The following is a 24,100-nucleotide window of genomic DNA, read 5'->3' on the forward strand; positions in this document are numbered from 1 at the left end:
CACGTCGACTCCGTCCAGTGTGTCTGTGCCGCTGGTCCCGCTCGACGACGCCAATCGCGCCACGCTGGACGGCATCGCGAATTCGGTCTACACCCGCAGTGGGCTCGCCGGGATGGCAGCGGCCGTCTGGATCGGTGATCAGGCCTGGCAATCCACCTACGGTGTCGGTGACCTGACCACGCAGGCGGCCTACCCGGCCGACGGATACGTGCGGATCGCCTCGATCACCAAGTCGTTCACCGGAACGGCTGTGCTGCAACTCGTCGACGAAGGCGCCCTGAAGCTCACCGATGTCCTCGAGTCGTTCGTCCCTGGGATCGCCTACGGGGACACCATCACCATTGCGCAGCTGCTGGGGATGAAGTCCGGCATCTACGATTTCACCGGCAACGCCCGGTTTCTGGAAGAGTTCAACGCCAACCCGACGATGGTCTGGAGCCCCGACCAGACGGTCGAGATCATCAAGGCCAACCAGCCGGCTTTTGCGCCGGGAGGCCAGCTGCAGTACTGCGACTCCAATTTCTTCCTGCTCGGGATGATCCTGGAGAAGGTCGGCGGTCAGACGACCAGCGAAGTCATCACCGAGCGGGTGATCTCGCGGCTGGGGCTGACGGGCACCAGCTACCCCACCGACGCCGCCATGCCGGAACCCCATCCCACCGCGTACTTCCCCGGCGGGGACACCTCCGACGGAAGTAAGCCGTTCGACAACACGGCGAACCCGCCACGGGTCGCCGACGAGGTCAACCCGGCGGTCTCGGGAGCCGCCGGGGCGATGATTTCCACGCTCGCCGACCTGCGAGCGTGGGGTCGCGAGCTGGCCGGCGGGTCCCTGTTGAAGCCCGAGACGCAAGCGCTGCGTCTGCAGTACACCCGCTTCCCCGACGCGCAGATCAACGTCGGTTACGGGCTCGGTTGCGAGGTGTTCAACGACTTCGTCGGTCACAACGGCGCCATCATCGGCTACAGCACCGTCGTCATGAGCAATCCGAAGGCCGACGTCACCATCGCCGCAGTCGCCAACGAGTCGACGAATTTCTCCACCCCGACGTCCGACTTCGTCTACGGGGTGATCAAGCAGTTGTATCCGGATCAGTGGAAATGACCTGAGAGGCACCCCGGTCCGAGCCGAACGACCGCCCGGCGCAGCGGTGTCAGGCGCTTCGGGGCCGACCGGTCGCCTCCGCGGCCCCCAACCGGCTGCTCGCGGCTCGGATCAGGACGGCGGCCCACGTCCGGTAGGGGCGCCAGCCTTCGGCGATCTCCAGGAACTGCTCCCGGGAGCACCGCTCCGGCAGGTGGTAGAGCTGGGTCACCAGCTCGCGGACGATCGGCTCGTCGGCCGGCGGGACGTCGGCGAACCCGGCCGCCCGGATGGTGATGAGCGAGGCGTAGAACGGGCCGATCCCCTTGAGGTGCTGCATCTCGGCGTCCGTCGCCGTCGGACCGAGGCGTTGGAGGCGGTCGGCGTCCAGCGTGCCGCGCGCGGCCGCCCGGGCGATGCCATGCAGCCGGTCGATCTTCTCGCCGGTCAACCCGGGGAACGTCGAGACCTGCTGTAGCTGAACCGGTGTCGGTACTGCGGCCACGTTCTGCCCGGCCAGCTCGAAGACCCGGCCGTGGGCCTGGGCCAGACGGCGTCGCACATCCGCCATCTGCTGTGCCGGCCGGCGCGCGCTCAGCACCGCCCACAGTGCCGCCTCGTAGGGCGAGTGGAACAGTGGCGGCAGCAGACCGGGCGCGGCTTCCTGCAATCGGCCGATGACCGGGTCCTTGGCGCCGATGGCGGTGAACCCCGACGCGTCGTGATCGAGCGACAGCATCCGGGCCACCTGCCGGCGGACCACCGCGACATCGACATCCCGGTCGCCGTGCACAATCCCCTGCACCTGGCCGCCCACGGTGTAGGGGCCGCCGGACGGGTCCTGCCGCAACTCCACCCCGACCTGGGTCTGATGGCCGTCGAGGACGAAGGCCAGCCGCATCACCCCGTCGAACCGGCTGCGGTCCCGACCCCCGAAGGCGAACTCGGCCGATTCTCGCAGCGAGTACGGCCCGCTCGGCGTGATGGTGAACGTCGTCATGGCCGGAGGGTGCCGCAGGGCACCGACAGCGGGTTTTCTTCCTGCGGTCCGCGGGGGGCGTTGACGACCGGTCAGCCCGTCGGCGCGGCACGGATCGACGCGGCGGGAGGAGCCGGACAGCCCACCGGTATCTCCAAGACCGCCCGCACGCCAGAACCGGCGCCGTCAGCATCATCGGCGTCCTCGATGCACAGGCGGCCGCCCACGTTGGCCGCGCGGGCCTGGTGGGTGGCCAGTCCGAGGCTGGTCGCCGGGGGTGCGGACTTCGCGAGCCCCACCCCGTCGTCGCGCACGGTCAACCGCAGCACGTCACCCTCGCGCCGCAGGATCAACCAGGCGTGACCCGCCTGCGCGTGGCGTTCGACGTTGTTCAGCAGCTCACGGGCGGTGCTGTAGACCAACTGCTCTTCCGGGAGGTGCCCGCCGTCCGGCAGATCGGTATGGACCCGTAGCCGCCCGGCGGCGGTGTGCTGGTCGGCCAGTTCCTGCAGGGCGGCGGCCAACCCGATCTGGGCCAGCACCTGCGGATGCAGCACGGTCACCGTTCCCCGCAGGGCGGCGGCGGTGTCCCGGAGCAGTCGATCGGTCTGATCGAGCAGCCCGTTTCCGGGAAGCAGTTCGGCCACGTCCTCGAGGTTGCGACGCGCAGCGATGACGTTCTGCAGCGGTCCGTCGTGCAGATCCTCGGCGATGCGCCCGCGTTGCCGACCCTCCATCGTGATGGCGTCGGCGATGAGTCGTTGCCGCCCCTGCAACAACTCGAGCACGGCCGCCGACCGGTTGACCAGGAACGCGGTGCTGGCGGTGGTCGCCACCGCCACCCACACGAGCAGGCCGAAATGCAGGATGACCACACCGATGTCACCGGGGCCGCCATCGATGCCCAGGTTGTGAACCCAGATGGCTGCGTACCCACCGGCGATGAACAGCCCGACACCGGCGGTCAACCGGGGACGCAACTGCAGGACGACGATGATGGGCTGGATGATGAAGAACGGCTGCAGGTAGGAGGTCGGCCCGTTGCCGACGGTGGTCAGCAGGACCAGAGCGCTCAGGTCGAGGACTGTGGCAAGGACCCCGAACAGCGGGGGGACCCGCCGTCGGTACGCCCACCAGATGACGCCGACCGACCAGAGTGCGTATACGGCCAGGATGGTCCGGTAGGCGGTGACGTTCAGCCGTGGTTCGGTCACCACCGGGCCGATCAGCGACAGCAGTACGACCACCGACACCCGGAACCAGCTGGTCAGGCGGGCCGCCGGTCCGGCGAACGACGCGGCCACCGCCCCGCGGGCCTCCGCGGCCGCCGACCGCGCGGTCCGGTCCCGGCGCCATCCTGCCGTCATCGGCCGACCTCCCTGATCACCGTGCCCCGGCCGGTCGTCACGGCATGTCCCCCCGCGGGAGGACATGCTGGTCCCCGTCGATGAGGAGTATCTCCAACGACGGTCGGACGGCGACCTCGACACCGGGAAGGACGAGATGATCACTGTCGTGGTGTGCGACGACCACCTCGTCGTCCGGGAAGGCGTGGTCCGGGTGTTGACCGCGGCCGCGGACATTCGCGTCCTGGCCCAGGCCGGCGACGGTCGGGCGGCGCTCGACGTCATCCGGGCGGAACGCCCCGACGTCGCGCTCCTCGACTTCCGGCTGCCGGACCAGACGGGTGCCGACGTCGCCGCCCGGGTGCGTGCGCTCGGTCTGCCCACCCGGATCGTGCTGTTGTCCGCCCACTCCGAGCGCCCGCTCGTCGAGGACGCCATGCGACACGGCGCCTCGGCCTACCTGTCCAAGGAGGCGGGCAAGGCCGAGATCATCGCGACCGTCCGGGCTGTCGCCCGCGGCGAGGTCATCAGCCCGTTCACTGCCGCGGGTGAGGTCCGGGCCCGACGCGACGAGCCGCACGTACCGCTCAGCCCCCGCGAACTCGAGGTCCTGCGGGCCATCGCCGCCGGCCGGGCCACCGCGACCATCGCCGCCGACCTCGTGCTGGCCCCCTCGACGGTGAAGACCCTGACGAAGCGGCTGTACGGCAAGCTCGGCGTCAGCGATCGGGGCGCAGCGGTGGCGGAGGGGATGCGGCGCAAACTGCTGCACTGACCGGGGGCCCGCGTGCCGGGCCGTCATGGCGAGACCGGCTCCGACCGGTCGACGCCGTCGGGGACGGAGACCAGTACCGCGGTGCCGGTGGGCGCCGCAGACCGGATGTCCATGACCCCGCCCACGGCGGCCACCCGGGCCAGGTGGGATCCGAGTCCGATGTGGCCGGTGGCCACCCGGCTCCGGATGATCGCGGGGTCGAAGCCGACCCCGTCGTCGACCACGCGGATGACGAGGCGTCCCGGATCCGCGCCGAGGAACAGCGATACCCGGGTCGCCCGGGCGTGTTTGTCGATGTTGACCAGCAGTTCGCGGACCACCCCGTAGAGCAGGGTCTGATGCGTCGGTCGGCCGACCTCGCCGATGTCGGTGTCCACCGGCTGCCCCGTCCGCGCAGTGTGGTCACGGGCCAGTTCGGCGAGCGCCTCGGCCAGACCCAGCTGGGCCAGGACCTGGGGGTGCAGAACGGTGACGACCGAACGGATCTGGCCGGCACAGGTACGAAGCTGCATCAGGACGGCGGACAGGGCGTCGTCCCTTCGGGCCGTGTCCCGGCCTTCCCGCGAACAGTCGCGCGTCTCCTCCAGTCGCATGCGGGCGGCCAGCAGGACCTGCAGCGGCCCGTCGTGCAATTTCTCGGCCAGGTCGGTGCGTTCGCGTTCCTCCAACTGCAGAGCCTGGGCGACCAGCAGACGGCGGACCCGGGAGAGCTCGTCCACCGCCTGCCGGCGGCGCAGCAGCACGATCGACAGCCAGGTCGTCGCACCGGCCAGCCACAACAGGAATCCGGCGTGCAGGAACACCAGCGGCGGGACGCCCGGGCCGCCGTCGGTACCCGTCCGGGTCAACCACACCGCCAGGTAGCCCACGGCGGTGGCCACACCGAGGGAGCCGGTCAACCACGGCAGCCCGTAGAAGGCCACGGCCACGGGGAGCATGAAGAACACCGGTTGCACCAGCGATGTCGGGCCCCCGGACACCGCAGCCAGCATCACGAAAGCGACGACGTCCACGGCGGTGGATGCCCAGGGCAGCCACCGAACGACGCGTGGCCGCCGGGTCAACAGCAGCCAGCAGCAGTCGGCGACGAGCAGGCCGACGAGAACGGCGAGGTACCAGGGGAGATCGACGTTGTCGTCGGGTACTGGCCCGGCGAGCAGGGCCAGCAGGGCGATCAGCGGCAGCCGCAGCACAGCAGTGGCCCGGACCAGTGACGCGTTCTGGGGGGCGTCGTCGCCGGGCAGGTGTCCAGTCGCGGGGAGGGGGCGCTTCTGGCGCGGACGGCCCCTGTCGATCCGTCCGGCGACGCGGACGCTCACTCCACCAGGCGGTGCCGCATTCCTTCGGCCACCGCCGCTCCCCGGTCGGAGACCCCCAGCTTGTCGTACAGCCGCTGGACGTGGGTCCTGATGGTCGACTGGGCCAGGAACAGTTCACCGGCGATCACCGGAACCGACTTGCCCGCAGCCAACCCGGCGAGCACCTCGCGCTCGCGACCGGAGAGCACCGGCGCGGCAGCGGTTCTCCGCAGCTGGATCTCCCCGACCAGGCCGGCCGCCAGCTCCGGGGGCAGGACGGGGCGACCGGCGGCGCAGTCCAGCACCGCCTGCACGATCTCACCGCGGTCGGCGTCCTTGGACAGGAACCCCGCCGCGCCCTGCTCCAATCCGTGGAAGACGATGGCGCTCTCGGTGTGGGCGGACAGCAGGAGCACCCGGGTCCGGGCACCGTCGCGCCGCAGCGCGGCTGCCACTCCCGCGCCGTCCAGATCAGGCATCCGGTAGTCCAGGACCGCCACATCCGGTGCCAGCTGAGCGATCTGGGTCATCACGGTGCGACCGTCGCCGGCCTCGCCGAGCACCTCGATGCGACCACTGGACTGCAGGGCCCGCACCACCCCGTCCCGCACCATCGGATGGTCGTCCGCGACCACCGCGGTCACCCGCACACCCTGTCGCACCGCACACCCCCGTCGAGCACCCACCGACCGTGATCCACCGCCAGGGTGGCCCACCGGGCGGGAGTCCGTGTCCTACTGCTGGGGGACAGCGCGAGTCATCACTGCGGTCGTCATCGCGCAGGACGGTGCCGGCAGATCGACGGCGGCAGAGTTCTTCTCATCGCCCCGGGGAACCGCCCCAGGGCATCAGGCCCCAGGAGCCGATCATGTCCATCACCACCACCGCCCGCCGTCTGACCGCCGCGCTCGTGCTCTCCGGGGCCCTGTGCGGCCTGGGAGCCGGGGTCGCCAGCGCGGCCACGCCCGCGGTGACCGCCGGAGCCGCTGCGCCGACCGCGTCGTCGACGGCGCAGATCGCGGGCAGCACCGGGATCATCATGACCATCGTCAACAACAGCGACGCCGACCTGAACCTGGGCGGGGTGCGGAGCCCCTACGGTCATCTGGTCGATCACCCGGTCCAGGTGTTGGCCGCGCACGCCACGACGACGGTCAGCGTGAAGAGCCTGTCCATCGAGGGCGCCGAGCTGGACGTCCAGTACCTGACTCCCGCGGGCAACGTCCTGGACTTCTACGAAGTCGTGCCCCTCTCATCCGAGGACAACGCGAACGGAACGAGCAACGACTCGGCGTTCACCGTCTCCCTCTCCAGCGATCCCACCGGCTGGCACCCCAGCACCACGTTCACCATCAACCCCGCCTGACCTGCCCGCTCCGGCCCCGGTCCGTGCCCCTCGGGGCAACGGGCCGGGGTCGCTCGGCCTGCCGCCCCGCCCCCTCGTGCGGTCCGGTGGGCCGCCGTGGCTCGCCGGTCGACCGTCGGCTCAGCCGGCGGTCTCCAGCAGGGCGAGGCCGCTTCCGAAACAGATGATGGGGCAGGCGATGTCGAACACGACCTTGACGATGTCGCTGAACGCTACGGTGTTCCCGGCGAGAAGTCCGAGGGGCGACATCACGTTCGTGAGATTGCCGGTGACGGCAATGGTTTTCGAGGCGGCGGCGTCGCTGCTCGGTGCGCCCCTCCAGGCCACCGTCGAGTCCAGCGCGGTCAGCGCCACGCCGATACCGCTGACCGTGAAGGTCTGAACAAGACCGATCCCGTCCTTGATGTCCTGGTTGTCGAAATGCGTTGCCGCCCAGGTGCCAGCGAAGGACACCGCCGCCGGCGCGAAACCGGCGGCCCAGACGCCGACGGGCAGGTTCGGATACTTCCCGGTCCACGTCGTCGGCACCCAACTCAACGGCTGCGTGGAGCTGAACGGGTAGGAGACCAGGTTGGCGAAGAACGAGAACCCCAGGTCGGTCCAGGCGACGAAGGTGGGCGGGTCGTAGGTCTGACCGTCCGCTTGTGCCGCGAGGCGCAGGACGTCGACGGAACCGTCGAGGACGCCCCAGAAGAACGTGCCGAGCAGGCTGGCCGTGGCGAGAAACGAACCCCAGTCCTGCGCGTCGGCGTCCAGGGCCCCGGAGGTCGCCGACGCGGAGGTGGAGAACATGGTGGCGTCGCCACCGAAACGCACGCGGGCGAACAGCGTGCCGGGCAGGGTGATGAACATTGCCAGCAGCTGGGCGACGGTGACGTTCTCCAGTCCGATCAGGTCCATGATCGGTGCGGCCGCCGGGAATACCTGGTCCAGCGTTTGGCTCAGTACCGCAACGATGTTGTCCCAGATGGCCAGGAGCACGTCGAGCAGATCGTCGATCAGCTTGTCGACCACCGCGAAGACCTCGTCGATGAAAGTCCCGACGTGGTTGAAGATGCCGCCGAGACCGCCATCGGACACTCCTGCCTGGCTCCCGTCCGCGGACAACCCGACCGTATCGCTGGCCACCGCCCCGAAGCTGCCCAGCAGACCTTCGATGTCGTTCCCCAGGTCTGTGATCAGCTGCAACAGGGCGGGTCCGACCTCGTCGGCGACGGCCGGTGCCCGCGTCGCCTGGTGTTTGAGCTTGTCGCGCAGCCATTGCCCTCGGACGTCGTGGACGACGTCGGCCAGCTCCTGCAGCCGGCTGGGGTCGGATACCGCCATGGCCTGCACGCCGGCGGATCCGGCCGGAGCGGTCACACCGGCCCGCATGGTGTTCACGGACTGACCGGACAGAAAGGTCTGCACAGCGGAGAAGGTCGTCTTCACCTCGTCGCGGAGATCGTCGAAGTCGCCGTCCACCGTCGTTCGCCACCGGTCGACGACCGCCTTGAGTTGGGTGCTCGCGTCCGAGCCGGTCACCAACCCGGCCAAGGCGGCCGCGGCATCCGCCGCATCGCGCAGGAGACCGAGCACGTCGTCCTTGAGCCAGTGCAGGATGTCGTGCAGACCCTTCTCGGCGTCGTGCAGCAGGGCGTGGAAGATGCCCGTGACCGCCGTGACCGCGCTGCGCGCGTCGGAGACGGCCCAGGACACGGCATCGTCGAAGTCGCCCGCGAGGTTCAGGGTGATCTGCCAGACGCCGGTGGCTGCGTCCTTGACCAACTGAGCGGCCTGCTCGGCATCATCGGCCACCGTGATCGCGGCGGTCTCGACGGCCCGCACGACCGACTCGGCGTCGTGTTTCGCCGCGTCCCAGAACGACCGGAGGGATCCGACCGCGGCGCGCTGGACCGCCGGGCCGGAGGTCAGCGAGAGCGAGTCGGCCGACCGCAGACCACCCAGAGCCAGCGGCGTCGACAGGTCGGTCGGTGCCGTGCCCAGGCCGACGTTCATCACCTGCGCGATGAGGGTGGCGGCCTGCACCGCTGCGTCGCCGGCGCTGATGCCGTCATCGGGCGCCGGCTGGAGCGCACCGAACAGCGGTGAGCCGTCGGCCGCCGTCGCGTACTGCAGGGCCGCGGGGAGCGAGCTGAGATCGGCGAGGCGGGCGTGGATGTCGGCATCCGGGGCCAGGATTACCGACGGTTCTTCGCCGGTGGTGACCGAGTAGGAAGCGGTGTGCAGCACGGACGCCGGTACGGCCAGGGTGACTTCCCCGTCGATGTCGGTGAAGAAGGTGGCCGGGGACCCGGTCGCCGAGATGGTGGTGACGGTGTCCAGGGGTTGGCCGTTCAGGCCGGTGCCACCCGGTTGCCAGACCGTCACATCACGATCGACCGCGACCGTCACGGGCACGCCGACCTGGACCGCGCCGAAGGCGTCGGTGACCCGGATCGACGTCCGCCAGGTGTCGACCTGGCTGGCGGTCGTGGCCGCCAGGTGGACGGGGACCGCGGTCCACGGTCCGTCGGCGGGATTGTCCGGCGCGCTCACACCGTTGAGGGGCTGGCTGTAGAAGCTGGACGCACTGCCCGCGGACCGGCTGAGAATGCGCACCGTCATGCCGTCGTCGAGGATCGCGAACAGGGTCACGTCGTCGGTGAGGAGATCGGGGGCATAGATCGCGGAGTAGCCGGTGTCGACCGGGATCGGCGCGAAGTTGGGCACTCCGTCGGCCAACCCGCTGACCATGGTCCACAGCTGGCCGGCCACCGAGTCGGGGCCGTCGAGGACGAAGTAGAGCTGACTGGCGGCCTGGTTGTTCGACGAGGCGACGCTGGCCAGTGTCGCCCCGTCCGGTAGCTGCAGGAGTTGGTCCCTCTGGGGGAGCAGACTGTCTGAGCTGAACTGGAAGTACGTCAGGGTCGCCCCGTCTGCATCCGCCGACAGGAATGCCGGGGACGGCGTCTGCTCGGTGGGTATCACGCCGGCCCACTCGATGCTGGCGCCGGCGGGCAGCGGACCGACCGAGACGACGCCCCCGAACGGGCACTCGAATCCGCCCCCCGACCCATCGACCGTCAAGGCCACGAAAGCCCGGTCGCCATACCCCAGGATTCGACCATCGGCGACCGTGGTGCTCGGGAAGCCCGCCAGTGTGTTCGGGGTCAGAGTGACAGTGGGTTGGGTGCCCGGGGCGACCTGCCGATCGATCGTGTAATAGGTGCCGGGGTCATCCCACAGGTAGAAGGTCGGGACATTGACCCCGTCCAGGAAATAGCGGGGCTGAGCATGCGAGCTCGCGTACCCCCACCATCCCCCGTTGCTGCTGTTGTTGGCCCAGTACTTGATCATGTTCGAGCCTTGGACGACGTTGTCCTCGCCCATGTAGAACACGGAGATCCAGTCTCCCCACGTCCCGTCCTGCTCGCGGATGACGAGATGGACGTTCCCGTCGGTCGGGTCGAATGCGGCCGTGAACTCCGTCAAGCGGTACGGCAGGTCGCTGCCTGCCGGTGGGTAGACGACATCGCGTTGCCAGCCGCCGGCCGCGCTCGCGTCCCGGTACAACAGGTAGAGCAGATTCTCACGGCCCGACAGGATCAGGGCCTCGACCCGTCCATGGGACCGGGTGATCGGTACGAGTTGGTCCGGGTTGTCGCCGGTGAAATCGAGCTGCAGTTCGGTGGACACGAAGGCGTCGCTGGACAGCGAGTGGGTGGCCGTGATCGACAGCGGCAAGACCGGCTCGTACTGCGACGTGGCCGGGTCGAGTGCGCGCAGCGCAGCGGACCGGGGGGCCAGGTTCCACGTCGGGCCCTCCGGCCGGGCCGCAGCACCGGGCGTGACCGCAGTGCTCAAGGCCAGGCCGAGTGCGCTCAGCGAGGCGGTCCGCAGCAGGTGGCGTCGGGACATGCCGGTCATGACTGGGGTTCTCCCTCGGGAGCGGTGCGGTGGCGGCGCCGCGAGACGACGACGAGGACGGTTCCGGTCGCGACGGCAGCGACCGCGGCCAGGAGGGCGGGAAACAGCCAGGGGCCGACGCCGGTCGACGACAGGACACCGGTGGCCCGGGTGAAGGCCGGTGGATCGACCGGCTGCACCGTCGTGCCCGGCACCGGACGGTCGGCCGTCGGTACGACGAGAGCAGTGGACGAGACGCGCGTCGTCGTACCCCCGGCCGTCGCCGTGGGGGACGGCGTAGTGGTCGTGGTCGTCCCGGGGGTCGTGCTCGGTGGTGGCGTCGTCGACGGATCCGGGTCATCGGTCGGGCTGGCCGTCGTCGACGGGCCGGAACCGGAGCTGGTCACCCGCAGGAATGTTCGGCCGACGGCGGACCCCACCGTGGCGGTGACCGCGCGTTCGCCGGCCCGGTCGGATCGGCAGCTCATTCCCTCGCAGGTGCCGTCGTCGATCGCCAGCGTCACCCCGGTGGTGACCGGCCCCAGCCAGTGCCCCTGGTCGTCGAATCCGTCGACACGGAACTCGGCGCGCATCGCCGGGGTGATGACCGGAGTGGAGGTCGCGACGGTGAGCCGGTCCAGGCCGTTCGACGCGACGGCGGCGAGGTCCTGACCGAAACCTGCGCCCATGGCCACGATGTCGTCGCCCGGGGGGAGGTCGACGACGGTGGGCGTGGAACGCGTGGTGGTCGTCCCGTCTCCGAGCTGGCCCCATCGGTTGTCTCCCCACGCGAACAGCCGCCGGTCGGCCGTCCGCACGAGCGTGTGGTCGCCGGCCCGGCTCAGGTCGACAGCGGTGGCACCCCCGGGGAGGGGAACGGCGACGGGCACGGAGCGGTCGGTGGTGGTGGCGTCACCGACCTGCCCCAGGCTGTTGTCACCCCAGCTCCACGCCTGGCCCCGCTCGGTGACCACCACTGCTCCGGACCCTCCGGCTGCGATGTGGGTCGCCCGCTGATCGGTGGGAAGCAGGACCGTGCCCGCGGAGGACCGACCGATCCGGGATCCGTCCCCCAGCTGTCCGTCCGAGTTGGCCCCCCAGGCCAGCACGCGGCCGTCGGCCGTGCGGACGAGGGTGAAGCGTGCTCCGGCCGCGGCTTCCACCGCTCGGGTGCCGTCGGGGAGTGCGACGGGCAGGGGTGCGGCCGAGCCGCCCCCGCTGTGGCCCAATTGACCGGTGTCGTTTGCCCCCCAGGTGTAGACGCGGCCGTCGGTACTGACGGCAACGCTGTGGTGTTCACCCGTGGCGATCGCGGCGATCGCAGGGAGGCCGGCGACCGCCGCCACCGTCTGACGGGCCGCAGTGCCCCCGTCACCCAGCTCTCCGCTGCGGTTGGCGCCCCAGCTGTAGACGGCTCCCCGATCGGACAGGGCCAGGCTGTGGCCCGAGTCGGTGGCGATGGCCGTCACGACGGTCCCCTCGGGAACGGCGACCCGCCGGAATGCCGGACCCGCAGCGGGCGCGGGTCCTGCCGCGGCGCCCAACAGGGAGGCCGAGTCGGCGCCCCAGGAATACACGGCGCCATCGGCCGTCAGCGCCAACGAGTGTCGGCGGCCGAGGGCCACCGACACCGTGGCCGGTGGCAGCAGTACCGGGATGGGTCCGGGCAATCGCCCGGTCGATCCGGCCAGCTGGCCGTCGTTGCCGTCACCCCACCCCAGACCTGGTGTGGCCAGGTCATTCCCGGTAGCTCGGGCGACCTGAGCCGACGGTCGTCCGGCCGTGGCCGGCGCGGCGAGTGCAGGCGACTGTGCGTCAGCACTCGTCGGGGCCAGGGTCAGCAACGCCACCGCCAGGACGCCGCCCAGTCCCCCGGCGCGAGCCGATCGTCTCTTCCCCGTCATAACGAGGCCCTCTTTGCGATCACGCGGGTGATTGTCGAGACCTTGCCGAGCGCTCTTGTCCCCCAACTGGGGGACAACGACGCGTTGGCCGGTCGGGAACAGGGGCGAAAGATCGACCGATCGAGCCGTGGGTCGCGGCGACCGGCGGACCACGCGGCGCCGACACGACGACCGCCCGCCCCCTGGATAACGGGGACGGGCGGTCGGCGAGGCGGCTCAGGCGACCCGAGCGACCTCGGAATCGACGCCGGCAATCGGCTCCAGCGCCTCGGCGAGGATGTCGGCCACGTCGGCGACCGGCTTGACGGTCAGCGCGTCCAACACCTCACGGGGCACGTCGTCCAGGTCCGGCTCGTTGCGGGCCGGGATGAACACCGTGGTGACGCCGGCCCGCTGCGCGGCCAGCAGCTTCTGCTTCACCCCGCCGATGGGCAGGACCCGACCGTTCAGCGTGACCTCGCCGGTCATGGCCACGTCCGAGCGCACCGGGCGACCGGTGGCCAGCGACGTCAGCGCGGTGACCATGGTGACGCCCGCGGACGGTCCGTCCTTGGGGACGGCGCCGGCCGGGACGTGCAGGTGGATGCGTCCGTCCAGGTCGGCCGGGTCGACCCCGAACCGGTGGCCGTGCGACCGCAGGTAGGACAGCGCGATCTGCGCCGACTCCTTCATGACGTCGCCCAGCTGCCCGGTGAGGGTCAGCGATCCACCACCGCGGCGCGGCTCGGAGTCGTCCCGCGGGGCCGTGTTGGCCTCGATGAACAGCACGTCGCCGCCCATCCCGGTGACGGCCAGACCGGTCGCCACCCCGGGCACCGCGGTGCGCTCGGCGGTCTCCGGCAGGAACCGGGGCCGGCCGAGCAGGCCACGCAGATCGGCCTGATCGACCACCACGGGCGCGTCCGAGCCGTCGTTCCCCGAAGGCGAGCCGGACAGCCGGGTCGCGACCTTCCGGAACACCTTGGCCAGCAGCCGGTCGAGCTGCCGGACGCCGGCCTCCCGGGTGTAGTTCGCGGCCAGCTCGCGCAGCGCCTCGTCGGTGAGGGTCACCTCGTCGGCGGTCAGCGCGGCCCGCTCCCGCTGCCGGGGCAGCAGGTGGCTGCGGGCGATCGCGACCTTGTCGTCCTCGGTGTAACCGTCCATCGTGATGAGCTCCATCCGGTCCAGCAACGCGGACGGAATGGTCTCCAGCACGTTGGCGGTGGCCAGGAACAGCACGTCGGACAGGTCGAGGTCCAGGTCCAGGTAGTGATCGCGGAACGTGTGGTTCTGCGCCGGGTCCAGCACCTCGAGCAGTGCCGCGGCCGGATCGCCCCGGTAGCCGTCGGCGCCGACCTTGTCGATCTCGTCCAGCAGCATCACCGGGTTGCGGGAGCCGGCCTCGGTCAGCGCCCGCACGATCCGCCCGGGCAGCGCCCCGACGTAGGTGCGGCGGTGACCGCGGATCTCGGCCTCGTCGCGGACGCCGCCCAGGGCGACCCGGACGAACTTCCGGCCCAGCGCGCGGGCGACCGACTCGCCCAGGGACGTCTTGCCGACCCCGGGCGGGCCGACCAGCACCAGCACGGCGCCGGAACCCCGTCCGCCGACCAACTCCAGGCCGCGGGCGGCCCGACGGCCGCGAACGGCCAGGTACTCGACGATCCGGTCCTTCACGTCGTCCAGCCCGTGATGGTCGGCGTCCAGCACCGCGCGGGCGGCGGTCACGTCGTGATGGTCGGTGGTGGTGACCAGCCACGGGATCTCCAGGACGGTGTCCAGCCAGGTCCGGATCCAGCCGGACTCGGGGGACTGGTCGCTGGCCCGCTCCAGCCGGTCGACCTCCCGCAGCGCCTGCTCGCGGACCTTCTCGGGCAGCTCGGCCGCCTCGAGACGGGACCGGAAGTCGGCGACGGACCCCTTCTCCTGCTCGCCGTCCTCGCCGAGCTCCTTGCGGATCGCGGCCAGCTGCTGGCGCAGCAGGAATTCGCGCTGGTTGCGCTCCATGCCCTCGCGGACGTCGTCGCGGATCTTCTCGGCGACGTCCATCTCGGCCAGATGTGCGCGGGTCCACTCGATGAGCAGTTCGAGACGGGCGGCCACATCGGCGGTCTCGAGGATCTGCCGCTTCTGCTCGCCGGTCAGGTACGGCGCCCACCCGGACGCGTCGGCCAGGGTCGACGGGTCCGTCATCTTCTCGACGGTGTCGATGACCTGCCAGGCGTCCCGCTTCTGCAGGGTGGCGATGACGAGCGACTTGTATTCGGTGGCCAGGGTGCGGGTGCGCTCGGTGACGGGCTCGTCGTCCAGCAGTTCGGCCTCGACCCACAGGGCGGCGCCGGGTCCGGAGACCCCGACCCCGATGCGGGCCCGCCGGCCGGCGCGCAGCACGGCGGCGGGGGCGCCGCCAGCCATCCGGCCGACCTGCTCGATGGTCGCCACCACGCCGTGGGTGGCGTAGCGGTCGGCCAGTCGGGGAGCGATGAGCAGCTCGCCCTTGCTGTCGTCCGAGTCCGTGCCGGACGTCTCGGTGGCGGCGGCGCGAGCGGCGTCGATGGCCGCCTGGGCGGGCTCGTCGAGCTCGAGCGGGACGACCATCCCGGGCAGCACGACGACGTCGGTGAGGGACAGGACGGGGAGGTTGCGAACGGTGGCGGTCTCGGCGCCGGCGGCGTCGGTACCGGGGGATCGGCGATCAGCCGAATCGGCCATATCAGGCTCCTGTCAGGAGAGTTGAGTCTGATCAGCTCAAGCGGCTGGGCGGGGTTTTCATTCCGGGAGGGCCGGTGCGGTTCACCGTGAGCGAACGGCGCCAGCTCCGGGCCGGTCCATCGATGACGCTGCGCCCGCACGTTCGGCCGGATAGCCACGTCGTCCGGGGTGCTCCGGGCCTGGTCAGTGGTCATGCTGGAGCGATGTCGGGTGACCAGACGGAGCGTTCGCCGGTGCTGACCCCACGCCTCGTCGGTCTGTCCGTCGATGACGCCGGGGGCGTCGCGTCCCGGCATCAGGTGTGCATGGTGCGCGAGAACCCCGACACCCCCGGGGAAGTGGTGGCGGTCGTGTCCGACGGCGTGACGGCGACGGTGCTCAGTCAGTGCCCGCCCACCGGAACGGCGGTGTTCCCCGGATCGGCGGTCACGGTGACGTGGCGCGAGGACGGCGGCGACGGCGTCCGAGAACCACGCCGTCCGTCACCGGACCCTCTCGTGATGTCCCGCATGCGTTCGGTCGACGCTGACGACAGCGTGCGATCCGCATCGAGCGGATGATGCGGATGAATGTCCGCGCGACCATCCCGGCCGGATGGTCGTGAGACCGCGGGCCGGCGAGGGGCGGACACGACGATGACGACACCGCCGCGCGACCCGGTCGACAAGCAATCTGACGACGCCCTGGTCTACGGCACGCCCCGCGCCCGCGCCGTGCTCGTCGCGACGGTCCTCGGCAGCGGGCTGGCCCAACTGGACGGCACCGTCGTATCCGTGGCGCTGCCGCGGATCGGTGCGGACCTGGGCGCCGGGCTGACCGGACTGCAGTGGACCGTCAACGCCTACACGCTGGTGCTGGCCGGTCTGCTGCTGCTCGGTGGGTCCCTCGGCGACCGGCTCGGTCGCCGCCGGATCTACATCCTGGGCGTCGTCTGGTTCACCGTCGCCTCGGCCGGCTGCTCGCTCGCCCCGGATGCGGGGACGCTCATCGCCATGCGTGCCCTGCAGGGCGCCGGCGCGGCGCTGCTCACCCCGGGATCCCTGGCCATCCTGCAGGCGTCGTTCCGGCCGCAGGACCGCTCGACCGCGGTCGGCGCCTGGTCCGGCCTGGGCGGGGTGGCGACCGCGATCGGGCCGCTGGTCGGTGGCCTGCTGGTCGGTGTCGCGCCGTGGGGGTGGCGGCTGGTGTTCCTCATCAACGTGCCGCTGGCCGCGATCGTCATCGTGCTGGCCCGCCGCTACATCCCGGAATCACGGGACACCGAGGCAATCGGGCGGCTCGACTACCCCGGTGCGGTGCTGGCCTGCGTGAGCCTGGCGGGCATCGTCTACGGGCTGACCGAGGGGCCGGCCACCGGCTGGGGAACCGCGGCCACGGTCGCCCTGGTCGCCGGACTGGTGCTGCTCCTCGTGTTCCTGCTGGTCGAGGCCCGGTCGACCAGCCCACTGCTGCCGCTGGGCCTGTTCCGCAATCCGGTGTTCGCCGCCACCAACGGCGTCACCCTGGTCCTGTACGCCGCGCTGTCCGGGATGTTGTTCCTGTTGCCGGTGCAACTGCAGGTGGTCGCCGGGTTCAGTCCGGTCGCCGCCGGGGTCGCGACCCTGCCGATCACCGTCGTCATGCTGCTGCTGTCGGCGCGGATGGGCCGGCTGGCCCAGCGGATCGGGCCACGGCTGCCGATGACGATCGGCCCGCTGCTGGCCGGTGGGGCCATGTTGTGGCTGTCCCGGATCGGCGCCGACGCCACCTACCTGAGCTCGGTGCTGATCCCGATGGTGCTCTTCGGCCTGGGTCTGTCGTTCACCGTCGCGCCGCTGACCACGACGGTGCTGGCCGCCGCCCCGGAGCATCAGGTGGGCGTCGCCTCGGCCATCAACAACGACGTCGCCCGGGTCGCCGGGCTGCTGGCCGTCGCCGTGCTGCCCGGCCTGGCCGGGCTGGGCCCGGCCGCGTCGACCGACCCGGCGCTCTTCTCGGCCGGATACGGCCGGGCGGTACTCATCGCCGGTGGGCTGTGCGCCCTGGGCGGAGTACTGGCTTTCCTGACCGTGCCGGGCCGGCGGGGCGACGCGGACGGTTCTGCGTCATCCGGTCACCCGGCAGCTGAGGGGGACGATCCGGCGCTGGACTGCCCGGCGTGCCCGGTCAGCTCCCCGCATATCCGGCCCCGCTGATCGTCTGGCCGGGCATCACGGCGGGGGCGATTCGGTGGCCCGGACCGGCCCCATTAGATTCGGGCGAGCTCGCCGAGACCGACCGAACGATGAGGTGTGACTGCTGGTGGCCATGATGCGCGGCGGGGGATCGAGCCGGACGGCGTGGACGCAGCCCGTCGACGTCGTCGAGGCGCTGCGGCGGCGCTGGGAGACCGGGGTGCTGCCCCGGGCGCTGGCCGACGGGCAGCAGTGGGCGCCGTTCTCCTTCGCCGTCCGCGGACCGACGGCCCGGCAGATCGCCGAGACCCCGGACGCCGTCCGCAGCTGGCTGGAACTCTGGCGACCGAGCGTGGGACGACCGTGGCGGGTGCAGACCACGGCGGCCGCCGCCCCCGGGGCCGCCCGGCTGGCCGACCTCACCGAGGACGCCGATCCCGCCGAGGGCTCGGACGCCGCCGTCCTGCGGATCCCCGAGGCGGTGTGGATCGACGAACCGGCCACCGCGTGGACTCTGCTGCAGGTGCAACCCGACGTCGCTTGGCTGACCGAACGGCTGGACACGGCCGCCCGGGAGACGCCCCGTCTGCGGGAGTGGATGGGTGCCTACCCGTTGCGCGTGCTGGCGCTGCGCGACGAGTGGGACACCCTGATGGCCACCGTCGTCTGGATCTCCCGCCAGAGCCGCAAGGACCTCTACCTGCGGCAGATCGACGTCCCCGGCGTCGACACCCGGTTCCTCGAACGGCACCGCAACGTGCTCACCGACCTGCTCGACCGGCAGTTGCCGACCGGCCGGATCGACCGCACCGCGGCCCGGGCCGAGTTCGAGCAGCGGTTCGGGTTCCGGCGGCGGCCGACCTTCGTCCGGTTCCGGCCGCTGCGCGGCGACCAGCGGTTCGCCGGCCTGCCCGATCTGTCGGTCCGCAGCGACGACTTCGCTGCTCTGGCCCCCATCGGGGCGCGGGTGATGGCCGTCGAGAACGAGGCCACCTACCTGGCCGTCCCCGATCTCACCGACACCGTCATCGTGCTCGGCAGCGCCGCGCTCGCCGCCGACGGGGTGGCCGTCCCGCCCTGGCTGGCCGAGCGGGAGCTGCTGTACTGGGGTGACATCGACACCCACGGGTTCGCCGTCCTCGACCGGCTCCGCCACCGGCACCCGCGCGTGCGGTCGTTGTTGATGGACCGGACCACGCTGGCCGAGCACCGCGGGCACTGGAGTCGTGAGGACTCGCCGAAGGTCGTGATGCTCGACCGTCTGGACGACGAGGAGCAGCTGACCTACCGGGAGATCACCGACAACGTGCACGGCCCGGCCGTCCGGCTCGATTCCGAGCGGGTGCGGATGTCGGCGCTGTACCGGGCGCTCCGGCTGCCGCTGGGCGGTCCGTCGTAGATTCGGGCGAGCAGAACGTCAGCAGGAGAGGGGACGGCCCATGGCAACCCGAGGTTTCGTCGGCCGGCGGCGCACCGAACGCGACCCCCGGCTCCCGCCCGGCCAGTACGACACCGGAACGGACTGGCCGGTGCTGACCGCGGAGGCGACCCCGCGGATCGCCCCGGAGAACTGGTCGTTCACCCTGAACGGCCTGGTCGCCACCCCCACCACCTGGACCTGGGACGAGGTTCACGCGCTGCCGGCCTCCCGCTACGACGGCGACATCCACTGCGTCACCACGTGGTCGCTGCTCGGCACATCGTTCGAGGGCGTCAGCCTCGACACCCTCCTGGACATCGCCGGACCGTCGCCGCAGGCGACCCACATCCTGGCCCGCGCCAAGACCGGGTACACCACCAACCTGCCGCTCGAGCACGTCACCGGGGGCAAGGCCTGGCTGGTGTGGACCCACGAGGGTCGCCCGTTGCCGGTCGACCACGGCGGCCCGGTCCGGTTGCTGGTCCCGCACCTGTACTTCTGGAAGAGCGCGAAGTGGGTCACCTCGATCACCCTGCTCGACCACGAGGAGCAGGGTTTCTGGGAACGCAACGGGTACCACGACCTCGGCGATCCGTGGCGGGAACAGCGGTACACCGGTGACTGACGAGCCTTTGCACCCGCGGCTGCTCGCGGCCGGTCCGCACGTGGGCACCGGGGCGTGGCGGACGGCGACCGTCGTCGAGGTGGTGCACCCCAGCCCGCGGGCGGTGATCCTGCGGTTGCGCGTCCCCGACCGCATCGACCACCTGCCCGGCCAGCACTACGCCGTCCGGCTCACCGCCGAGGACGGCTACGTCGCCCAGCGTTCCTACTCGGTGGCCTCCGCCCCGGCGGACCCCCTGCTGGAGCTGTGGGTGGAACGCCTGGTCGACGGCGAGGTGTCCGGGTTCTTGGCCGAGGTCGTCGAGCCCGGTGACGAGCTGGTCATCCGCGGGCCGATCGGCGGCTGGTTCGTCTGGGACGGCATGACGCCGGCCGTCGCGGTGGGCGGCGGCAGCGGGGCGGTCCCGTTGCTGGCGATGCTGCGGCACGCGCAGGCCGTCGGCGCGACCGACCGCCTGCGGCTCGCCGTGGCCGCCCGCACCCTGGACGACCTGCCCTTCCCTGACGAGTTCGCCGCCGCCGGCGCAGTCGTCGCCCTGTCCCGGACCGACTACGAGGGGCGTCCCGCCGGTCATCTGACGGCGGCCGAGGTGGCCCCGCTGCTGCGACCGGATGCCACCGGGTTCGTGTGCGGATCGACACCGTTCGCCGAGTTCGCGACTCAGCTGCTGGTCGACGGTGGACTGCCCGCCGCCGCGTTGCGCGTCGAGCGCTTCGGCCCGTCGGGCTGACGGGTCGCTTCTGCGCCGTTCGCTCGGTGAGCCGGCCCGGGCGGGAGGCCCGGGGCGGCGAATCGCGCCAGGAACATGGCCGCGACGACGGCGATGCCGAAGCCGACGACCGCCAGCGGCTCGCGTCCGGGCCGGATCTCATCGCCTAGGAACAGCAACCCGACCGCAGCCGGCAGCATGGTCTCGGTGGTGAATGTGACGGCGGCGACCACGGTGACCCGGCCGTGCTGCAAACCGCGGGCGAAGAACACGGTGCCGAGGATGCCCAGCACGGCGATCGCCCAGGCCGACGGCATCCGCATCAGCAGCCAGGGTGGTTCCGGCAGGTCCAGGCCACGGGCCGAGATCGACACCACCGAGAAGGACACCCCGGCCAGCAGGCCGAACAGCACCGGCGTGGCCCGGTGGGGACGGCGTTCGACCACCAGGCCGAGCCCGGTCAGCGGAAGCGCGGACGCCAGCAGCAGCCACTGCCAGACGGTGTCCACCATCGGGCCGTTGGCGGGTTCGGCGGACGTCGCGAGCAGGGCCAGCCCGATCAGGGAGGCGCCCAGGGCGATCCACGCCCGGCGGCCGACCGGGCGCCCGGTGACCGCCATGACGACCGCGGTCACCCCGACACTGGCCGCCACGATCGCCTGGACCAGGAACAACGGCAGGTACTGCAGAGCGATGACGGTGCACACCGACCCCAGAACGTCGACGCCCAGGCCGGCGACGTACTGCGGGGTCCGCAGGAGCGGCGCGAGGTCGGCCGAACCGCCGGTCCGCGCCGCGGCCCGGTGCACGCCGAACGCCTCCATGGCCGAGCCGAGGCCGGAGCCCAGACAGGCCAGGGCGGCGATCAGCAGACCGGTGAGCATGACGGTCAGTGTCACGGACGGATCCGCCGCGGGGCGGTTGTCGGGGGTCGACGACCGATGGGCGCGTCGGACCGAAGGACTCCTGCCGGCCGCGCGCCACAGGGCCGAAGGACCCTGCCGGTCACACCGCTCTCGAGCTACGGTCGGCGCACCACGGCTGGGCCATCAGCCGTCGGCGGCGATCATTCCGGCGAGGACAGATGCCACAAGACGGTGCGATCCGCACCTCCGCGGTCCCGGCCCCGGTCGTCGCCGGGGTGGTCGACCTGCTGGTCTACGTCGTCGTCCTCAACCTGTTCGCCGAGTACTTCCCCCACGTCATCAGCGAGAGCTTCACCCTGTCGCTGCTGACGGCCGTGCTGCTGAAGGCGGTGCTCGAACTCGTCCGGCTGGCCAAGACGTCGGTGCTGACCCGGTTCCGGCAGGCGGACGGGCCGCGGGCGAAGGCGGTGGCCGCGCTACTGCTCTGGGGCGTCGCCTTCAGCAGCAAATTCGTGGTCCTGGAGCTGGTGAATCTGGTCTTCGGTGACCGGGTCAGCCTCGGCGGCTTTTTCTCGGTGACGCTGCTGGTCGTCGTCCTGCTGTCGGCCCGCGCCGCCGTCCGGTGGATGCTCCCGGGCATCGACAGCGAGGCGGAGGGTCGATCCGGGGTGCCATCGTCTCCCTGACCGGGCCCGGGGCCGGTGACGAACCCCCGAACGTCGAACGCCGGCCGTCCCGGAGGACGGCCGGCGTTCGTTCCCGGCGGAGGATAGGGGATTTGAACCCCTGAGGGAGTTACCCCAACACGCTTTCCAAGCGTGCGCCATAGGCCACTAGGCGAATCCTCCGCCGGAGAGTCTACGGGGGACAGGCCAGGACGCCCAAATCACGGACTCTGGATGGGGTCCGCCGCCCGTTCGGCGGTGGCGCCCGGCGGGGTGGTCGCAGTTCGCTGCCGCCGCCGGATCAGCACGGCGGCACCCCCGGCGACCAGCAGCAACACCGCGACCAGGGCCCAGGGTGACCGGGCCGCGAGGGCCAGGGCCGCCTCCAGGGCGGCGAAGCCGACCGTCGCGTAGACCACCGCCCAGGCGAGGCAGCCGGGGACCATGGCCGCCGTGTACCGCAGCCAGGGCATCCGGGTCAGCCCGGCGGCCGCGTTGACGACGGTCTGCATGCCGACCGTCAGGAACGACAGGGTGATCAGCGGCCAACCCCATCGGTGCAGACGGACGATCGTGGCGGTGGTCCGGGGACCGGTGACGCGGTCGGCCCACCGCGAACGGAGCGCCCCCGCCGCGGCCAGGCGCCCCAACCAGTAGGTGCCCTGGGCGCGGAGCAGCACGATCGCGAACAGCACCCCGACCGTCACCGCGAACGGCGTGCCCTCCAACCAGCTCGGCACGCTCACCTCCGGGTCCGTCGCCCGCCCCACCGCGGACCATCCGGGGGTAGGGCACCCTTACCTTCCGGTCACGGTACCGCGCAGGTCCCCCGACCCGAAGGGGCGAAGGGCCCGGGCCGCCCGGATCGGCGCGGGGAGGGCCCGGCGCCCGGTAGAGTGGTCGCCGGACCCCCGCGGCGTCCATCTCATCAACCCCCCCAGGGCCGGAAGGCAGCAAGGGTCCGTGAGCTCTGACGGGTGCGGGGGTCCCCTTTTGTCTCCGGGCGGTCGCCCGGCCGCGTCAGAGTTGCAGGTGCAGTCGCAGGGCGTCGTCGAGGTGGCCCATGAGTTCGCCGGTGACCCGTCCGATCGTCGGTCCGATTCGTTCCACGGCCACGGACCTCACCTGCTCCGCTTGAGCTTTGCTGTCGCGAGGCAGTCCGCATTCGACCGCCGGTAGGAACGTCTGGAAGGCCAGAACGCGGTCGGTGTTGCTGGTGACGGGGACGACGGTGACGACCCCGCGGCCCAGGCGTTCCGCGGTGGTATTGGCGCGGTCGTTGCTCACGATGACCGCAGGTCGCCTCTTGTTCGCCTCGTTGCCCCGGGCCGGATCCAGGTCGACCAGACAGATGTCACCGCGTCGCATCGCGCAGACCGTCGCCCACCGTGTCGTCCCAGGCTTCCTCGTCGGATGAGCCTTGCCAGTCCTCCCATGCCTGCGCGTACTCGCGCTCGAGTTGGGGGTGTCGGAGGAGAGCGATGGCTCGCTGTAGAGCGGCCGACCGTGACGGCAGTCCCTGGTCCCGGGCGTAGTCGTCGAGAACCTGTACATCCTGCTCGGACAGGCTCACACTGAGTTTCATACCCGAAATGCTACCCGGGTAGCAACGGGTGTCGCCACCGATGGATCAGCGTAGGTGGGCCGGGACGGGAACCCCGTCCGGCACGGTCGGGCACGGCAACGGAGCGTCCGCCACCACCCGCAGCGGCCGCACCCCGGCCCAGACCTCCGGACGGTCCCGGACGTCGGTCTCGTCGTCCACCGGCGGCCCGGTCCGCACCTTCACGCTGGCTTCAGTCAGGTCCAGGGCGAGCACGGCGGTGGCGGCCAGCTCCTTCCGGTTCGGCTGCCGCGCGTACGACCAGGCGCCGGGGGCGACCTGCTCGGTCAACGCCCGCAGACCCGCCAGCCGCTCGTCCGGGTCGGTCACCGTCCGGGCGGTGCCGTGGACGACGGCGCTGCGGTAGTTCATCGAGAAGTGGAAGACGGATCGGGCGTGCACGACTCCGTCGACCAGGGTGACAGTGACGCTCACCGGTGACCCGGTCATCGCGGCCCGCAGGGACGCCGAGCCGGTCGATCCGTGCAGGTAGAGCGTGTCTTCGACGCGGCCGTAGGCGGTGGGCAGGACGACCGGGGCGCCCTCCAGCACGACGCCGAGGTGGCAGACCGTGCCGGCGTCGAGAACGGCGTACAGGTCGGTTCGGTCGGTGCGGGCCCGGTTGGCACCGCGGCGCACGGTACTGCGGGCAGTCGGGGAGAGCGGGACGAGGGATGCGGGCGGAACGGCAGTCACGTCGATGAGCATCCGGCGGGAAGTGGCATCCT

General features: G+C 71.4%; 21 protein-coding genes, 1 tRNA gene and 1 other RNA gene. 10 read left to right on the forward strand and 13 right to left on the reverse strand.

Annotated features, from left to right (window positions below; all coding sequences use genetic code 11):
- The first annotated feature begins 25 nt into the window (after window positions 1-25).
- Complete coding sequence (locus FDO65_RS11935; protein ID WP_166442159.1) at window positions 26-1,105, forward strand: serine hydrolase domain-containing protein; 1,080 nt, start codon at window positions 26-28, stop codon at window positions 1,103-1,105.
- Between the two features lie 49 nt (window positions 1,106-1,154).
- Here FDO65_RS11935 and FDO65_RS11940 read toward each other — a convergent pair whose 3' ends face one another.
- Together FDO65_RS11940 and FDO65_RS11945 are read right to left on the reverse strand one after the other, a co-directional pair.
- The gene (locus FDO65_RS11940) at window positions 1,155-2,084 is read right to left on the reverse strand and encodes a DNA-3-methyladenine glycosylase family protein (RefSeq protein WP_137449957.1); all 930 of its coding nucleotides are present in this window, start codon (window positions 2,082-2,084) and stop codon (window positions 1,155-1,157) included.
- Window positions 2,085-2,155: 71 nt separating this feature from the next.
- On the reverse strand, window positions 2,156-3,430 hold the full coding sequence (locus FDO65_RS11945; RefSeq protein ID WP_166442160.1) for a sensor histidine kinase: 1,275 nt from the start codon (window positions 3,428-3,430) through the stop codon (window positions 2,156-2,158).
- 136 nt (window positions 3,431-3,566) lie between these two features.
- Here FDO65_RS11945 and FDO65_RS11950 point away from each other — a divergent pair, with 136 nt between their 5' ends.
- Complete coding sequence (locus tag FDO65_RS11950; protein WP_166442215.1) at window positions 3,567-4,184, forward strand: response regulator; 618 nt, start codon at window positions 3,567-3,569, stop codon at window positions 4,182-4,184.
- A 23-nt stretch (window positions 4,185-4,207) separates the two neighbouring features.
- Here FDO65_RS11950 and FDO65_RS11955 read toward each other — a convergent pair whose 3' ends face one another.
- Entirely contained in the window at window positions 4,208-5,503 is a 1,296-nt protein-coding gene (locus FDO65_RS11955; protein WP_205850000.1) for a sensor histidine kinase, read from the reverse strand.
- Window positions 5,500-6,132: a response regulator transcription factor gene (locus tag FDO65_RS11960; RefSeq protein ID WP_137450616.1), complete on the reverse strand. Its 633-nt coding sequence runs from the start codon at window positions 6,130-6,132 to the stop codon at window positions 5,500-5,502. The genes FDO65_RS11955 and FDO65_RS11960 overlap by 4 nt, the downstream gene beginning before the upstream one ends.
- A gap of 218 nt (window positions 6,133-6,350) precedes the next feature.
- Here FDO65_RS11960 and FDO65_RS11965 point away from each other — a divergent pair, with 218 nt between their 5' ends.
- Window positions 6,351-6,848: a hypothetical protein gene (locus FDO65_RS11965; protein WP_137449960.1), complete on the forward strand. Its 498-nt coding sequence runs from the start codon at window positions 6,351-6,353 to the stop codon at window positions 6,846-6,848.
- Window positions 6,849-6,968: 120 nt separating this feature from the next.
- Here FDO65_RS11965 and FDO65_RS11970 read toward each other — a convergent pair whose 3' ends face one another.
- The 3 genes from FDO65_RS11970 to lon all read right to left on the reverse strand — a co-directional run bounded on the left by FDO65_RS11970 (window position 6,969) and on the right by lon (window position 15,217).
- Complete coding sequence (locus FDO65_RS11970; RefSeq protein ID WP_137449961.1) at window positions 6,969-10,757, reverse strand: hypothetical protein; 3,789 nt, start codon at window positions 10,755-10,757, stop codon at window positions 6,969-6,971.
- Complete coding sequence (locus FDO65_RS11975; RefSeq protein WP_137449962.1) at window positions 10,754-12,640, reverse strand: RCC1 domain-containing protein; 1,887 nt, start codon at window positions 12,638-12,640, stop codon at window positions 10,754-10,756. Before FDO65_RS11975 ends, FDO65_RS11970 begins: the two co-directional genes overlap by 4 nt.
- 216 nt (window positions 12,641-12,856) lie before the next feature.
- Window positions 12,857-15,217: an endopeptidase La gene (gene lon / locus FDO65_RS11980; protein ID WP_420847539.1), complete on the reverse strand. Its 2,361-nt coding sequence runs from the start codon at window positions 15,215-15,217 to the stop codon at window positions 12,857-12,859.
- A 317-nt stretch (window positions 15,218-15,534) separates the two neighbouring features.
- Between lon and FDO65_RS11985 the strand changes: the two genes are divergently transcribed.
- The 5 genes from FDO65_RS11985 to FDO65_RS12005 all read left to right on the forward strand — a co-directional run bounded on the left by FDO65_RS11985 (window position 15,535) and on the right by FDO65_RS12005 (window position 20,259).
- On the forward strand, window positions 15,535-15,891 hold the full coding sequence (locus FDO65_RS11985; RefSeq protein ID WP_137449964.1) for a serine/threonine kinase: 357 nt from the start codon (window positions 15,535-15,537) through the stop codon (window positions 15,889-15,891).
- A 75-nt stretch (window positions 15,892-15,966) separates the two neighbouring features.
- On the forward strand, window positions 15,967-17,505 hold the full coding sequence (locus tag FDO65_RS11990; protein ID WP_137449965.1) for an MFS transporter: 1,539 nt from the start codon (window positions 15,967-15,969) through the stop codon (window positions 17,503-17,505).
- 112 nt (window positions 17,506-17,617) lie between these two features.
- Complete coding sequence (locus FDO65_RS11995) at window positions 17,618-18,883, forward strand: Wadjet anti-phage system protein JetD domain-containing protein (protein ID WP_240757644.1); 1,266 nt, start codon at window positions 17,618-17,620, stop codon at window positions 18,881-18,883.
- A gap of 40 nt (window positions 18,884-18,923) precedes the next feature.
- Window positions 18,924-19,529, forward strand: coding sequence for a sulfite oxidase-like oxidoreductase (locus FDO65_RS12000; protein ID WP_137449967.1), 606 nt, complete (start codon window positions 18,924-18,926; stop codon window positions 19,527-19,529).
- The gene (locus tag FDO65_RS12005) at window positions 19,522-20,259 is read left to right on the forward strand and encodes an FAD-binding oxidoreductase (RefSeq protein WP_240757570.1); all 738 of its coding nucleotides are present in this window, start codon (window positions 19,522-19,524) and stop codon (window positions 20,257-20,259) included. Before FDO65_RS12000 ends, FDO65_RS12005 begins: the two co-directional genes overlap by 8 nt.
- Here FDO65_RS12005 and FDO65_RS12010 read toward each other — a convergent pair.
- Window positions 20,190-21,137 carry a DMT family protein gene (locus FDO65_RS12010; RefSeq protein ID WP_137449968.1) on the reverse strand — a complete coding sequence of 316 codons (948 nt, stop codon included), beginning with the start codon at window positions 21,135-21,137 and terminating at the stop codon, window positions 20,190-20,192. The two genes, FDO65_RS12005 and FDO65_RS12010, sit on opposite strands and share 70 nt — an antisense overlap.
- Before the next feature lie 185 nt (window positions 21,138-21,322).
- On the opposite strand from FDO65_RS12010, the gene FDO65_RS12015 reads away from it, so the two are divergent.
- Window positions 21,323-21,790, forward strand: a complete 468-nt coding sequence (locus FDO65_RS12015; protein WP_137449969.1) for a hypothetical protein — start codon at window positions 21,323-21,325, stop codon at window positions 21,788-21,790.
- A gap of 77 nt (window positions 21,791-21,867) precedes the next feature.
- Here the strand turns inward: FDO65_RS12015 and FDO65_RS12020 are convergent.
- A tRNA-Ser gene (locus tag FDO65_RS12020) sits at window positions 21,868-21,952 on the reverse strand.
- 38 nt (window positions 21,953-21,990) lie between these two features.
- Complete coding sequence (locus FDO65_RS12025; protein WP_240757571.1) at window positions 21,991-22,515, reverse strand: DedA family protein; 525 nt, start codon at window positions 22,513-22,515, stop codon at window positions 21,991-21,993.
- A gap of 156 nt (window positions 22,516-22,671) precedes the next feature.
- Here FDO65_RS12025 and ffs point away from each other — a divergent pair.
- Window positions 22,672-22,764: signal recognition particle sRNA small type (ffs, locus tag FDO65_RS12030), an RNA gene on the forward strand.
- A gap of 25 nt (window positions 22,765-22,789) precedes the next feature.
- On the opposite strand, the gene FDO65_RS12035 is transcribed toward ffs, so the two are convergent.
- The 3 genes from FDO65_RS12035 to FDO65_RS12045 are packed head-to-tail and all read right to left on the reverse strand — an operon-like array spanning window position 22,790 to window position 24,080.
- Window positions 22,790-23,137, reverse strand: coding sequence for a type II toxin-antitoxin system PemK/MazF family toxin (locus FDO65_RS12035; protein ID WP_137449970.1), 348 nt, complete (start codon window positions 23,135-23,137; stop codon window positions 22,790-22,792).
- Window positions 23,124-23,354, reverse strand: coding sequence for a ribbon-helix-helix domain-containing protein (locus FDO65_RS12040; protein WP_137449971.1), 231 nt, complete (start codon window positions 23,352-23,354; stop codon window positions 23,124-23,126). Before FDO65_RS12040 ends, FDO65_RS12035 begins: the two co-directional genes overlap by 14 nt.
- Before the next feature lie 45 nt (window positions 23,355-23,399).
- The gene (locus FDO65_RS12045) at window positions 23,400-24,080 is read right to left on the reverse strand and encodes a pyridoxamine 5'-phosphate oxidase family protein (protein ID WP_137449972.1); all 681 of its coding nucleotides are present in this window, start codon (window positions 24,078-24,080) and stop codon (window positions 23,400-23,402) included.
- Window positions 24,081-24,100: the final 20 nt, after the last annotated feature.

Source organism: Nakamurella flava (genome assembly GCF_005298075.1).
Lineage (GTDB): Bacteria > Actinomycetota > Actinomycetes > Mycobacteriales > Nakamurellaceae > Nakamurella > Nakamurella flava.